Annotated in this window: 12 protein-coding genes and 1 pseudogene; 8 read left to right on the top strand and 5 right to left on the bottom strand. The window is 65.2% G+C overall.

The window, feature by feature from the left end; genetic code table 11:
* Nucleotides 1-118: 118 nt before the first annotated feature.
* Nucleotides 119-727 (bottom strand): annotated as a pseudogene (locus X265_RS30505) (LemA family protein).
* A gap of 160 nt (nt 728-887) precedes the next feature.
* On the opposite strand from X265_RS30505, the gene X265_RS30510 reads away from it, so the two are divergent.
* The 3 genes from X265_RS30510 to X265_RS30520 are packed head-to-tail and all read left to right on the top strand — an operon-like array spanning nt 888 to nt 4,092.
* Nucleotides 888-1,739: an enoyl-CoA hydratase gene (locus X265_RS30510; RefSeq protein WP_128968196.1), complete on the top strand. Its 852-nt coding sequence runs from the start codon at nt 888-890 to the stop codon at nt 1,737-1,739.
* A gap of 4 nt (nt 1,740-1,743) precedes the next feature.
* The gene (locus tag X265_RS30515) at nt 1,744-2,883 is read left to right on the top strand and encodes an acyl-CoA dehydrogenase family protein (RefSeq protein WP_128968197.1); all 1,140 of its coding nucleotides are present in this window, start codon (nt 1,744-1,746) and stop codon (nt 2,881-2,883) included.
* Between the two features lie 12 nt (nt 2,884-2,895).
* The gene (locus tag X265_RS30520; protein ID WP_128968198.1) at nt 2,896-4,092 is read left to right on the top strand and encodes an acyl-CoA dehydrogenase family protein; all 1,197 of its coding nucleotides are present in this window, start codon (nt 2,896-2,898) and stop codon (nt 4,090-4,092) included.
* A gap of 150 nt (nt 4,093-4,242) precedes the next feature.
* Here X265_RS30520 and X265_RS30525 read toward each other — a convergent pair whose 3' ends face one another.
* A complete protein-coding gene (locus X265_RS30525) occupies nt 4,243-6,564 on the bottom strand; it encodes a xanthine dehydrogenase family protein molybdopterin-binding subunit (RefSeq protein ID WP_128968199.1) in 2,322 nt (773 codons plus the stop codon).
* 106 nt (nt 6,565-6,670) lie between these two features.
* A complete protein-coding gene (locus tag X265_RS30530; RefSeq protein ID WP_128968200.1) occupies nt 6,671-7,546 on the bottom strand; it encodes a dihydrodipicolinate synthase family protein in 876 nt (291 codons plus the stop codon).
* Nucleotides 7,547-7,739: 193 nt separating this feature from the next.
* Here X265_RS30530 and X265_RS30535 point away from each other — a divergent pair, with 193 nt between their 5' ends.
* The 5 genes from X265_RS30535 (at nt 7,740) to X265_RS30555 (ending at nt 10,563) form a co-directional block, all read left to right on the top strand.
* Complete coding sequence (locus X265_RS30535) at nt 7,740-8,480, top strand: transporter (protein WP_128968201.1); 741 nt, start codon at nt 7,740-7,742, stop codon at nt 8,478-8,480.
* A gap of 82 nt (nt 8,481-8,562) precedes the next feature.
* Nucleotides 8,563-8,886, top strand: a complete 324-nt coding sequence (locus X265_RS30540) for a YbjQ family protein (protein ID WP_128968202.1) — start codon at nt 8,563-8,565, stop codon at nt 8,884-8,886.
* Nucleotide 8,887: 1 nt separating this feature from the next.
* On the top strand, nt 8,888-9,160 hold the full coding sequence (locus X265_RS30545) for a hypothetical protein (RefSeq protein WP_128968203.1): 273 nt from the start codon (nt 8,888-8,890) through the stop codon (nt 9,158-9,160).
* Between the two features lie 168 nt (nt 9,161-9,328).
* Nucleotides 9,329-10,195 (top strand): S1C family serine protease, encoded by an 867-nt coding sequence (locus tag X265_RS30550; RefSeq protein WP_128968204.1) that lies wholly within the window; start codon nt 9,329-9,331, stop codon nt 10,193-10,195.
* Nucleotides 10,192-10,563, top strand: a complete 372-nt coding sequence (locus X265_RS30555; RefSeq protein ID WP_128968205.1) for a response regulator transcription factor — start codon at nt 10,192-10,194, stop codon at nt 10,561-10,563. The genes X265_RS30550 and X265_RS30555 overlap by 4 nt, the downstream gene beginning before the upstream one ends.
* Here the strand turns inward: X265_RS30555 and X265_RS30560 are convergent.
* A complete protein-coding gene (locus tag X265_RS30560) occupies nt 10,558-11,628 on the bottom strand; it encodes a sensor histidine kinase (protein WP_128968206.1) in 1,071 nt (356 codons plus the stop codon). The genes X265_RS30555 and X265_RS30560 overlap by 6 nt on opposite strands.
* Nucleotides 11,615-12,307, bottom strand: coding sequence for a response regulator transcription factor (locus X265_RS30565; RefSeq protein ID WP_128968207.1), 693 nt, complete (start codon nt 12,305-12,307; stop codon nt 11,615-11,617). Before X265_RS30565 ends, X265_RS30560 begins: the two co-directional genes overlap by 14 nt.
* Nucleotides 12,308-12,310 lie beyond the last annotated feature (3 nt).

The raw sequence follows: 12,310 nt of genomic DNA on the forward strand, positions 1-12,310 counted from the left end.
ATCCAGAATTCCAGAGGCGCTAGCGGCCTACGGAGAAGCCGCGGCGTACTGGATCCCCCGCTTTCGCGGGGGATGACAGCGTTCTGTGGGGTGAAAGCCATTCGCAAACGAAGTACAGTTACTTCGACGGCGCGGGCGCCGGGTTGAAATCGACCTTCGGCGCGGTCGAAATTTCCTTCTCGTTCTCAACCGAGAAGTTCGGCTTCTCCTTGTAGCCGAACATCATGGCGGTGAGGTTGCTCGGGAAGGAGCGGATGGTGACGTTATATTCCTGCACCGACTTGATGTAGCGGTTGCGCGCGACCGTGATGCGGTTCTCGGTGCCCTCGAGCTGCGACATCAGATCCTTGAACAGGGCATCCGATTTGAGCTGCGGATAATTCTCTGTAACGACAAGGAGCCGCGACAACGCGCTGGAGAGCTCGCCCTGGGCGGCCTAGAATTTCTGGAAGGCGGCCGGGTCGTTCAACACCTCGGGCGTCGCCTGAATGCTGCCGACCTTGGCGCGGGCATTGGTGACGCCGAGCAGAACGTCCTTTTCCTGCTGCGCAAAGCCCTTCACCGAATTGACCAGATTGGGCACGAGGTCGGCGCGGCGCTGGTACTGGTTCACCACCTCGGACCAGTTGGCCTTGATCTGCTCGTCCTCGCTCTGGATCGCGTTGTAGCCGCAATTGGTGAGGCTGAGCGAGGCCAGCGCTGCCAGCACGGTCAGGATCTTACGCATCAAATTTCTCCCGGTGGAATCGAACGCAAACTACCAGATTGCGCGCATGAGGCGCCAGATGTTGCAGTGGCGCGAAAAGCGGCGCCCGGACGCAAGCCTCTTGCCTATCACCACGCGGCATAGTCAACTCGACGCAAACAATAAGACAGGGGAGCGCGCCATGTCCTCGTTCGAGACCATTCTGGTGGAGCGGCCGGAGCCCGCGATTGCCAGGGTTGTGATGAACCGGCCCGAGGCGCGCAATGCGCAGAACCTGCAAATGACCTACGACCTCAACGCCGCCTTCGACGCGGCGGTGCAGGACGACACGGTCAAGGTGATCATCCTCGCCGGCAACGGGCCGCATTTCTCCTCGGGTCATGATCTGCGCCCTGGCGGCAAAAATGTCGCGGGCGTCGATTTTCCGCCTGTGGGAAATTGGGGTGGCTTTGCCGAACCCAATGCCCATGGTCGCTTCGCTCGCGAGCAGGAAATATATCTTCAGATCACGCGACGCTGGCGCAACCTCGCCAAGCCCACAGTCGCCGAGGTGCATGGCAAATGCATTGCCGGCGGCTTGATGCTGGCATGGGCCTGCGATCTCATTGTTGCCAGCGACGACGCGCAGTTCTGCGACCCTGTCGTCACCATGGGCGTCTGCGGCGTCGAATGGTTCGTGCACCCCTGGGAACTGGGGCCGCGCAAGGCCAAGGAGTTCTTGTTTACGGCCGACAGCTGGAGCGCACAGGAGGCGCATCAGCTGGGCATGGTGAACCAGGTCGTACCGCGCGCGGAGCTTTCATCGAAGGTGCTGGAGCTGGCGCGCCGGATCGCTTCAAAGCCGTCCTTCGCACTGAAGCTGACCAAGGAAGCGGTGAACCGCTCCGTCGACGTGATGGGCCAGCCCGCCGCGATCGACCAGGCCTTTGCACTGCATCAGCTCTGTCACGCCCACAATCTTCAGGAATTCGGCATGGTGATCGATCCATCCGGACTGCATCCTTCCGTGCGCAAGCCGGCGGCCGCGGAGTAGAAACATGGACCTCAATCTCAGCGACGAGCAACGGCTGTTGCGCGAGAGCGCGGAACGCTTCATGGCCGAGAGCTATGATGCCGACCACCGCCGCAAAATGGCGAACGATCCGCTCGGCTTCAGCCCCATGGTGTGGAAGCAGTTCGCCGAGCTCGGCTGGCTGGCGCTGCCGATTGCGGAAGAGTTCGGCGGTCTCGGCGGCGGGCCGGTCGAGATCGGCATCTTGATGGAAGCCTTCGGACGCGGACTGGTATCGGAGCCCTATATCGCGACGATCGTGCTGGGCGCTGCGCTGATCGAGAAATGCGGCAGTACGGCACAGAAGCAGGCCAGCCTGCCCAAGATCGCCGACGGATCATTCAAGCTGGCGTTTGCACATTCCGAGCGTGCGGCGAGGTTCGATCTTGCCAAGGTCGCGACATCAGCAACCAAGACAGCGCAAGGCTGGCGGCTCGAAGGCAGCAAGATCGCCGTGCTCGATGGCCACGCCGCCGACGAGATCATCGTCTCTGCGCACCTCCATGATCATCACGGGCCGTCGGGGCGGCTCGGCCTGTTTCTGGTGCCGGCAACCGCGCCGGGGCTCGCGCTCACCGATTATCCGCGCCTCGGCGGCGGACGCGCCTGCAATGTCGAACTGTCAGGCGTGCAGCTGCCGGAGGACTCTCTGCTCGGCGACGGCAAGGACGCGCTGCCGGCGGTCGAATGGGCCGTCGATCGCGCCATGGCCGCGCTCGGTGCAGAAGCCGTCGGCATCATGCAGACGTTGCTGGAGACGACGCTCGACTACACCAAGATCCGAAAACAGTTCGGCCGGCCGCTCTCCGCCAACCAGGTGATCCGCCACCGCCTCGCCGGTATGGCGATCCAGGTCGACGAAGCCCGCTCGATGGCGCTCCGCGCTGCGCTGAATGCCGATAGCTTCCCGCTCGAACGCGCTCGCGCCGCATCGGGCGCGAAGGCCAAGATCGGCAAATGCGCACGCTTCGTCGGCGAACAATCGATCCAGCTCCACGGCGGCATGGGGGTCACCGAGGAGCTCGAGGTCGGCGCCTATTTCAAGCGGCTCGTCGCCTTCGACACGCTGTTCGGCGACAGCGCGCACCACTATGCCCGCCACGCCCAGCTTGCCCGCACGGCCTGAGAGGAGCGCATCATGGACCTGTCGTTCAATGCCGAAGAGCGCGCCTTCCAGAGCGAAGTGCGCAGCTTCATCGCCAAAAATCTTACCGAGGAGATGAAGCGCGCCACCGCGCTGACCCCGTCGGTATTCTCCGATCCTGACATCGGCATGGCCTGGCAGCGCGCGTTGCACGGCCGCGGCTGGGGCGCCCCGGGCTGGCCGGTCGAGCATGGAGGGCCGGACTGGACCCCGGCGCAGCGCTGGATTTTCGAGACCGAATGCGCGCGGGCCGGCGCGCCCAACGTCAACGTGATGGGCGTGAAGATGGTCGGCCCCGTCATCATAGGTTTCGGCTCGCCGGAGCAGAAGAATTTCTATCTGCCGCGGATCCTCTCCGGCGAGGACTATTGGTGCCAGGGTTATTCCGAACCGGGCTCCGGCTCCGATCTCTCCTCGCTCAAGACGCGCGCGGTGCGCGACGGCGACGACTACGTCATCAACGGCACCAAAATCTGGACCACGCATGCCCATCACGCCAACCGCATGTTCGCGCTGGTCCGCACCAGCGACGGGCCGCGGCAGCAGGACGGCATCAGCTTCATCCTGATCGACATGAAGACGCCTGGCATCACCACGCGGCCGATCCTCACCATCGGCGGCGACCACGAGGTCAACCAGGTGTTCTTCGACGACGTACGCGTGCCCGTCGCCAACCGCGTCGGAGAGGAAGGCAAGGGCTGGACCTACGGCAAATATCTGCTCGAGTTCGAGCGCGGCTCCGGCATCGCATCCGCCAAGCTGCGCGAGGGGCTGCGCGCCATCACCGAACTCGCCGAGTCCGATCTCACCGGCCGCGCGATCGACAGCCCTGACATCGCCTCCCGCATCTCCGAGGTCGAGGTCGACATCGACGCGCTGGAGATGACCGAGCTGCGCGTGCTGTCGGCACTTCAGACCGGGCAAAACCCCGGCGCGGTGTCATCGATTCTGAAGCTGCGCAACAGTGAGATCCGCCAGGCCGTGACGCGGTTAGGGGTCGACGTGATTGGCCACGACGCACTTGCCGTCGAGCCGATGCGCCCGCTCTACAAGCTCAACCACGAGCCGGCGCTGCCCGAGGACATGCTGACCGTGGTACCGGAATATCTCAACGGCCGCGCCTACACGATCTTCGGCGGCACCTCGGAGATCCAGCGCGATATCATTGCGAAGATGATGCTTGGGATTTGAGGGCGACGGCTCTCTCGATCGTCATTGCGAGGAGCTCGCGACAAAATCGCGAAGCGATTTTGCGCTGGTGCGACGAAGCAATCCAGACTTTTTCCGCGAAGGGACCTGAATTGCTTCGCTGCGCTCGCAATGACGGCCGGGGCGAGGCTGCTATCCAGCCTTCGCGTCCCTGATTGCCTTCCAGATCTTCTGCGGTGTCAGCGGCGTGTTCAGTTGGGTGATGCCGAGTTCGCTCAGCGCGTCCATCACGCCGTTGGTGACGCAAGGCGGGCCGCCAATGGCGCCGGATTCGCCGCAGCCCTTGGCGCCGAGCGGATTGGTGCGGCAGGGCGCGGTATCATCCAGCGTCACCACGATCGGAGGCACATCGTCGGCACGCGGGATGCAGTAATCCTGGTAGCTGGCGGTGAGGAGCTGACCATCAGCGTCATAGGAGACGCCTTCGTACAGCGCCTGGCCGATGCCTTGTGCGACGCCGCCATGAATCTGTCCGGTCACCAGCATCGGGTTCACGGCGACGCCGACGTCATCGACAGTGGTGTAACGCACGACCTTTGACATTCCGGTTTCAGGATCGATTTCGACCTCGCAGATATGCGTGCCGTTCGGCCAGCTCGGCCCATCCACCTCGCCTTCGGAATCGACGCTGAGCTTGGCGCCGCTCTCCTTCTCGGCGAGATCGAACAGGCTGATGCGGCGGTCGGTGCCGACCACGGTGAGCATGCCGCCCTGATACTCGATGTCCTCGACCGAGGTCTCCAGCACGTGCGCCGCCTTCTCGCGCGCCTTCTGGATCAGGTCGTTGGAGGAAACCGCGACCGCCGTACCGCCGACGAACAGCGAGCGCGAGCCGACGCTGCCGAAGCCCATGGCGAGATCCGTGTCGCCCTGCACGACGTCGATCTTGTCCATGGGGATGCCGAGCGTGTCGGAGATCATCTGGGTGTAGGTGGTCTGCAGCCCCTGCCCCATCGCCATGGTGCCGGAATGCAGCACGACGCGGCCCTGCGCGGTCGCGTGCAGGCTGACTTTCTCGGTATGCGCGCGGCCGCCGGTCCATTCGATATAGGAAGTCAGGCCGCGGCCGTAGAGCAGGCCCTTCTTCTTCGCCGCCTTCTTGCGCGCGGCAAAGCCATCCCAATCGGCAAGCTTCACGGCGCGATCGAGCATGTGGGCGAAGGCGCCGGAATCGTACACTTGCCCGGCGGCGTTGGTGTAGGGCAGCTGCGCCGGCTTGATGTAGTTTGCCTTGCGGATCGCCCGCGGATCCATCCCGATCTTTCGCGCGGCCGCGTCGAACAGGCGCTCGACGATGAAGACCGCCTCCGGCCGGCCCGCGCCGCGATAGGCGCCGACCGGCGCGGTGTGGGTCATCACCGACTTCACCTCGAAATGCACCAGCGGCAGATCGTAGACCCCGGTTTGCACGAACGGCCCGAGCACCAGCGGGATGATGTTGCCCGCGCCCGAGGAGTAGGCGCCGGTGCAGCCGATCGAGCTGACACGATAGGCGAGCACCTTGCCCTTCTCGTCCAGCGCGAAGGACGCGGTCGAGGTGAGATCTCGGCCGTGGGTGCCGCCGACGAATTCGTCGGTACGATCGCCGCGCCAGCGGATCTTCCTGTTCAGCTTGGTCGCGGCGTAGGCGACGATGCCGTCTTCGGGATAGAGATTCGTCTTCTGGCCGAAGCCGCCGCCGATGTCGCCGACCAGCACGCGCACGCTGTCCTTGGGACGCTTCAGCACGGCTTCGGCCAGCACGTCGCGGGTCGAGGCCGGGGTCTGCGACTGTAGATGGAGAAGCAGCCGGCCGGTCTTCTTGTCGATTTCGGCAATGGTCGAGCGCGGCTCCATCGCGGAAGGAACGAGACGCTGGCTGACGAGATCGAGCTCGACCGTGTGCGCGGCCTTGGCAAACGCCTCGTCCACCTTGGCGGCATCGCCATAGCTCATCGCGCCGACAATGTTGTCGGGCGCCTCCGGCCACACCAATGGCGCGCCGGGTTTGACGGCCTCGCGCGGATCGACCACGGCGGGCTGCACGTCATACTCGACCATGATCGCCTCGGCGGCGCTCTGCGCGTCGGCACGCGACGAGGCGACCACAGCCGCGACTGCTTCGCCCGCATAGCGCACCACCTCATGGGCGAGCAGGCGGCGCGGCGGCACCGTCATCGGCTTGCCGTCAGGACGCTTGAAGATGCTCAGCGTCGGAATCGCGCCGATGTCGTCCTTGACGAGATCAGCACCGGTGTAGATCGCGGTAACGCCCGGCATCGATGCGGCTGCGCCGGTGTCGATCGAGACGATCTTCGCGTGGGCATGCGGCGAGCGCAGCACGTGCAACCACAACGCGCCGTCCTCCGGCTTGTCGTCGATGAATTGTCCCTTCCCGGTGAGCAGCCGCTGGTCTTCCAAACGCTTGACGGGCTGGCCCGCTCCGAAACGCAGATTGCCGGGAAGGATGTTCATTCCGCTGGGTCCTCGAGGTCTTCAATGCGGGCTGCCTTTTAGCGGACCAATCGAGGTCAGACCAGCCGCGGTTTCGGGCGGGTTACCTACGATTTCGTCATGACGATCACGTCAGCTCCCTGAGCGCCGCTTCCACCACCTTGCGCGCATCCGCCGTCAACGGCGCCTGCGGCGGGACGGGATCGCCGACGTCGTAGCCCTGGATCGCAAGGCCGGCCTTGATGCAAGCGGCGAGGTTGAAGCGGGCGAAGGCCTCATTGATGCGCCAAAGCCTGCGCTGGAGCGCCATGGCCTCGTCCCAGCGGCCGGCGCGGCAGAAGTCGTAGAGCTTAACGCTCTGGCGCGGGATGATGCAGGCCGGACCCGCCATCCAGCCGAGCCCGCCGATCAGCATCACCGCAACCGGGATATGGGCGGAGGCGGAGAAGACGCGCAAGGAATCGCCGCAGCGATTCATGATCGAGAGCAGCCGTCCCGTGTTTGTCGAGGCGTCCTTGATGTAGCCGATGCGCGGATGCGCGGCGAGGCGTGCAATGACGTCGAGGGTCAGATCCGAGCGCTGGAATTGCGGATTGGTGTAGATCACGACCGGAATGTCCACGGCATCCGCGATGCTGCGAAAGTAGGATTCGACCTGGGCATCCGCGAGCGGGAAGTAGGCCTCGAGGATCGCCAGGATGCCGTCGGCGCCGAGTTTTTGATAGGCCTTCGCCTGCGCCACAGCGTCGGCCGTCGAGGTGGACGCAACGCCCGCCACCACGGGCACGCGGCCTTTCGCAGCCGCGATCGTGGTCTGCACGACCGCCAGGCGCTGTGCGGCATCGAGATAGGCGAACTCGCCGGTCGAGCCGAGCGGCGTCAGTCCATGCACGCCGGCCTCGATCAGATCGTCACAGAGCTTTGTGAGGACATCGGTCCGCACTGCGCCGTCGGCACTGACGGGCGAGACCAGATAGGGAAAGACGCCGCGAAATTCGGTCATGTCGGGAATAAAGTCCGGGAAAGCTGAGTCTTGCCTGACAGGCGCGCGATCCGGTGCGTGCTAACATGGGGTCGTATTGCCAGCAAGCACACTGCCTTTGAAGAGCGTATTGGTGATTTTGCGACTTGTCCTCCCGCGCCGGCGGGGTTCTTGGCGCTGCGTCGGGCTCCTCGCCGTCGCGGCGTGCCCCGGCATGGCCGAAGCGGGTGAGTGCCCCTCGCCGCAATCGGAGATCGCGACCGATCGCCCTGACGTGACCAATTCCAGCCTGGTCGTGCCTGCCGGCAGCATCCAGGTCGAGAACGGCCTCAACACATCGGGCCAGAGCGCGGCGAAGGGATTTGACGGCAGCAACAGCCGGCTCCGTTTTGGTGTCGCGCCCTGCCTCGAAGTGCTGGTAGACGTGCCGAGTTATGTGGGGCGACTGGCCGGCCCGGTCGACACCGGTTTTACCAACGTCACCCCCGCCGTGAAATGGCAGGTCAGTGGGCTGCCGGAGCCGGCCAATCTCTCGGTGGTAGCAGGGGTCGGTCTGCCGACCGGCACGCCCGCGATATCAGGCCCTGGCCTTCAACCCTATCTGCAGGTGCCCTGGTCCTACGAACTCGGCGGCGGCTGGGGAATCAGCGGCATGTTCACGAGTTTCTTACGACCGTCGGATCCCGCCAACCGCCAGACCAGCGAGGCGACCTTCGTGGTCGAGCGGAAGGTCAACGACAAGCTGGCGCTGTTCGCCGAATATGTCGGCGATTATCCCTCGCGCGGGGCCAGCACCGCGCTGTTCAATATCGGCGGCGGCTATCTCTTGAACCGGACCGAGCAGATCGATTTCCACCTGGCGTTCGGCCTTAACCGGAATTCGCCGGATTACATCATCGGCGTTGGCTATTCCTACCGTTGGGACAACGTCCTGGGTACGGCGAGGCGGCATTGATGATATCCTGAGGATAGGCGCCAATGAACCGTTCCGTCCCGAATCGTACTAATGGTGGCGTGCAACCAGGCAGGAACGCCCCATGTTGATCGTCACCACCGAGAACGTCGCGAACCACCGCGTGGTTCGGACGCTGGGCCAGTGTTTTGGCATTGTCGTCCGCAGCCGCGGATTGGGCGGCAATATCGTCGCCGGCCTGCGCTCGATCGTCGGCGGCGAGATTCCGGAATATACACGGCTGCTGGAAGACGCGCGCCGTCACGCCATCGACCGCCTGGTCGAGAACGCTACCGCGATGGGCGCCAATGCGATCGTGATGATGCGGTTTGACTCCGCCGAGATCGGCCAGACCATGAGCGAGATCGTCGCCTACGGAACGGCCGTCGTCGTCGAACCCGCGCACTAGCATGTCGCTGCCGATCGGTATCGCCGCGCTTGTGATCGCGATCCTGCTGCTCGCCGTCGGCCATTTCTTTCCGTTCGGCGTGCCGGTGACATTCGTCGGGATCGGCCTGATCGCGAGCTACATCTACGACACCCGCTACAAGCCGGCTTCGAAGCAGCCGATCGGCCCCGGCTGGGTCGACACCGGCGAACGCTTCATCGATCCCGAGACCAACAAGCGCGTCGGGGTGTTCATGCGGCCCGAAACCGGCGAGCGTGCCTATCGCGAGCTCTGAGCTGCCGCTTACGCCTTGAGCGGTCGCACCAGCGCGCGGCTACACGTTCCCGTGAGCGGCTCCCAATCCCATGCTCGTCGGGCGTGGCCGTAGGGAGGACTGGCCAACCGGCCAGTTTCGCAAATTGCCGCCACATCCCAGATTGTGGACAGCTTACAGGAGCCTTCCATGACCGACCTCACCGCTCTCATTTCGTTATCGTCGGCGCTCGCGGATGTCGTGGCGCGGACCGCGCCCTCCGTCGTCTCCGTCCATTCGCATCGCTCCCGCTCGACCGGCTTTGTCTGGAAGACAGGCCTGATCGTCACCGCCGACGAGGCGCTGGCCGACGAGGGCGAGGTCCAGATCGTGCTTGCCGACGGCAGCACGGTTGCCGCCACGGTCGTCGGCCGCGATCACACCACTGATGTTGCATTGCTGCGCGCCGATACAGCCATCGCTCCGGTGAAGCTGGCCGCGACCGTCCCTGCCCTCGGCGCGCTGTCGGTCGTGGTGTCCACCAATCGCGATGCCCCGAGCGCGGCGCTCGGGATGGTGTCGGTCTCCGGCAAGGGGTGGCGCTCCCTGCGCGGCGGCGAGATCGATGCCCGGATCGAGCTCGATGTTCGCCTGCGTCCGAGCCAGGAGGGCGGCCTTGCCCTCAACGCCTCGGGCGAGCCCCTCGGCATGGCCGTGCTCGGGCCTCGGCGGGTGCTGGTGATCCCGACGGCAACGATCGAGCGCGTCGCGGCGCAGCTGGAGAGCCGCGGCCGCATTGCCCGCGGATATCTCGGGCTCGGCCTCCAGCCGCTCCGGCTCGACGACGGCCTCGGCGCGATGGTGATGAACGTCGACAAGGCCGGACCGGCGGCCACGGCCGGCATCCGGCAGGGGGACGTGATCGTCGCAGTCAACGACCAGAAGCTCTCGGGCGTCCGCGCATTGTCACGAACGTTGGGACCTGCAAGCGTCGGCACCGTGGTCGACGTCGCGGTCCGCCGCGGCGGCGAGCCTGTCAGCTTCAAGGTCACGATCGGCGAGAGGCCGGAGGCGTGAGCGAGGACACCACGGCTGACATCGTCCTGTCGCTCGAGATAGACGATCCCGCCCTCGCCGACCGCCTCGCGACGTTGCTCGGCAATGTCGCGGGGCTTCGCCTTGCCGCGCACGGGGAGATCGCCAATGCGACCATCGTCGCGCGCGATCCGCGCGTCATGCCGGAGGACATTGCCCTGACGCAGCGCGAGCTCGACGTGCTGGCGCTGATGGCGGAAGGCGCCTCCAACAAGATGATCGCGCGCCAGCTCAACATCTCCGTGCACACGGTGAAGTTCCACGTCGGCTCGCTGCTCGACAAGCTGGACGCGACCGGGCGTACCGATGCGGTGGCGCATGCGGCGCGCCGCGGCGTGATCGAGCTATAGCGCATTTGGGAAGCTGAGCTGGACCGTCAGGCCCGGCGCATTGTCGTGCAAAGCGATCTCGGCGCCATGCAGCCGCGACACCGCCGCCACCAGGCTCAAGCCGAGGCCGTTGCCGGGCGTGTAGCGGCTCTGCTCGAGGCGGTAGAAGCGCTTGAACACGTGATCATGCTGGTCGCTGACGATGCCTGGGCCATCGTCGGCGATGGCGATCGTCGCGCCATCGCCGCCATTGCGACAGGTCACGGTGACCTTTCCGCCGGGGCGGCCATGCTTGATCGCGTTGTCGACGAGATTGGCGATGGCATCGAACAGCAGGTCGCGATCGCCCGTCACGGCGACCTCGCGGTCGCCGGCGAGGCTCAGGCGCGTTGCGACCTGCTCGGCGGCAGCATCATAGAGCTCGACGACTTCGCCGGCGATCTCGGCGAGGTTGAGCGCGCGAAAGGCGCTGCGGCGGGCGCGGGTCTCGATCTCCGAGATCCGCGTGATGGAAGCGAACATGCCGAGCACGGCGTCGAGATCGGCGATGGTGTCGCCGATCAGCGCGGCATCGGATTCGCCGTCGCGCGGAGCGTGATAGGCCTTTTCCAGCCGTCCCCGCATCCGTGTCAGCGGTGTGCGCAGATCATGGGCAACATTGTCGCTGACCTGCTTGACCTCGCCCATCAGCGTCTCGATGCGGTCGAGCATCTGATTGAGGTTTTCGGCGACGCGGTCCCATTCGTCATGGCTGCCGCGCAGGGGAATGCGCCGGTCGAGGCCTGAGAGCATGATGGCACGGCTGGTGGCATTGATCTCCTCGATCCGCCCGACCGTGCGCCGCGTCACCAGCACGGCGGCGACACCCGACAGCACCACCAGCAGCACGGCAACCGCAATCATCGCCAGCTCGAGCATCGCAGTGAAGCCGCCGTGGTCGCCGGCATCGCCGACCCGGCTCCGCACATAGGCGAGCGTGCCGAAATAGACGTAGGCGAGGATCGCCGCGACGATCAGGCCGAAGATCGCGATTGCGATCAGCGCCAGGCGGAAGGTCGAGGAGCGAAGCGTGTCAGCCAGGAGCACGGAGGCAGTATCCGATGCCGCGGATGGTATGGATCAGCGGATAGGCCTGGGCATCGTCGACCTTGCGGCGGACGCGCCCGACATAGACGTCGATGATGTTGGTGGAGGGATCGAAATGCAGGTCCCAGACATGCTGGAGCAGCATCGCGCGGGAGACGACGCGGCCCTGGTTGCGGACGAGATATTCGAGCAATTGAAACTCGCGCGGCAGCAGCGGAATCTTGCGGCCGCGGCGGCTGGCATTGCGCGCGATCAGATCCACGGCGAGGTCGCCGACGCGCAAAATGGTTTCCTTCGCGATGGTCTCGCTGCGGCGGCCGAGCGCCTCGAGCCGGGCGAGCAGTTCGACGAAGGAAAAAGGTTTCACGAGGTAGTCGTCACCGCCGGCGCGCAGGCCGCGAACGCGATCGTCGACCTCGCCGAGCGCGGAGATGATCAGGAACGGCGAGGCGATGCCGTCGTCGCGCAATTGCCGCATCACGGTGATGCCGTCGACATCGGGCAGCATGCGATCGATGGTGATCACGGCATAGTCGCGCTCTCCGCCACGGCTGAGCGCTTCGCGCCCCGTGGCGGCGAGATCGACCTCGTAGCCTGACGTCTTCAGTTCCTCGACGAGCTGGCCTGCGGTTTCCGGATCGTCCTCGACGACGAGGATGCGGCGATGGCCTCCGGTCATGAC

Origin of the sequence: Bradyrhizobium guangdongense (genome assembly GCF_004114975.1) — a bacterium.
Lineage (GTDB): Bacteria > Pseudomonadota > Alphaproteobacteria > Rhizobiales > Xanthobacteraceae > Bradyrhizobium > Bradyrhizobium guangdongense.

What these genes read in the sequence shown, in the direction of transcription:
- X265_RS30525 (WP_128968199.1), bottom strand. Translation starts at nt 6,564, where the DNA reads ATGAACATCCTTCCCGGCAATCTGCGTTTCGGAGCGGGCCAGCCCGTC.
- X265_RS30535 (WP_128968201.1), top strand. Translation starts at nt 7,740, where the DNA reads ATGGCCGAAGCGGGTGAGTGCCCCTCGCCGCAATCGGAGATCGCGACC.
- X265_RS30520 (WP_128968198.1), top strand. Translation starts at nt 2,896, where the DNA reads ATGGACCTGTCGTTCAATGCCGAAGAGCGCGCCTTCCAGAGCGAAGTG.
- X265_RS30545 (WP_128968203.1), top strand. Translation starts at nt 8,888, where the DNA reads ATGTCGCTGCCGATCGGTATCGCCGCGCTTGTGATCGCGATCCTGCTG.
- X265_RS30510 (WP_128968196.1), top strand. Translation starts at nt 888, where the DNA reads ATGTCCTCGTTCGAGACCATTCTGGTGGAGCGGCCGGAGCCCGCGATT.
- X265_RS30515 (WP_128968197.1), top strand. Translation starts at nt 1,744, where the DNA reads ATGGACCTCAATCTCAGCGACGAGCAACGGCTGTTGCGCGAGAGCGCG.
- X265_RS30530 (WP_128968200.1), bottom strand. Translation starts at nt 7,546, where the DNA reads ATGACCGAATTTCGCGGCGTCTTTCCCTATCTGGTCTCGCCCGTCAGT.
- X265_RS30565 (WP_128968207.1), bottom strand. Translation starts at nt 12,307, where the DNA reads ATGACCGGAGGCCATCGCCGCATCCTCGTCGTCGAGGACGATCCGGAA.
- X265_RS30550 (WP_128968204.1), top strand. Translation starts at nt 9,329, where the DNA reads ATGACCGACCTCACCGCTCTCATTTCGTTATCGTCGGCGCTCGCGGAT.
- X265_RS30540 (WP_128968202.1), top strand. Translation starts at nt 8,563, where the DNA reads ATGTTGATCGTCACCACCGAGAACGTCGCGAACCACCGCGTGGTTCGG.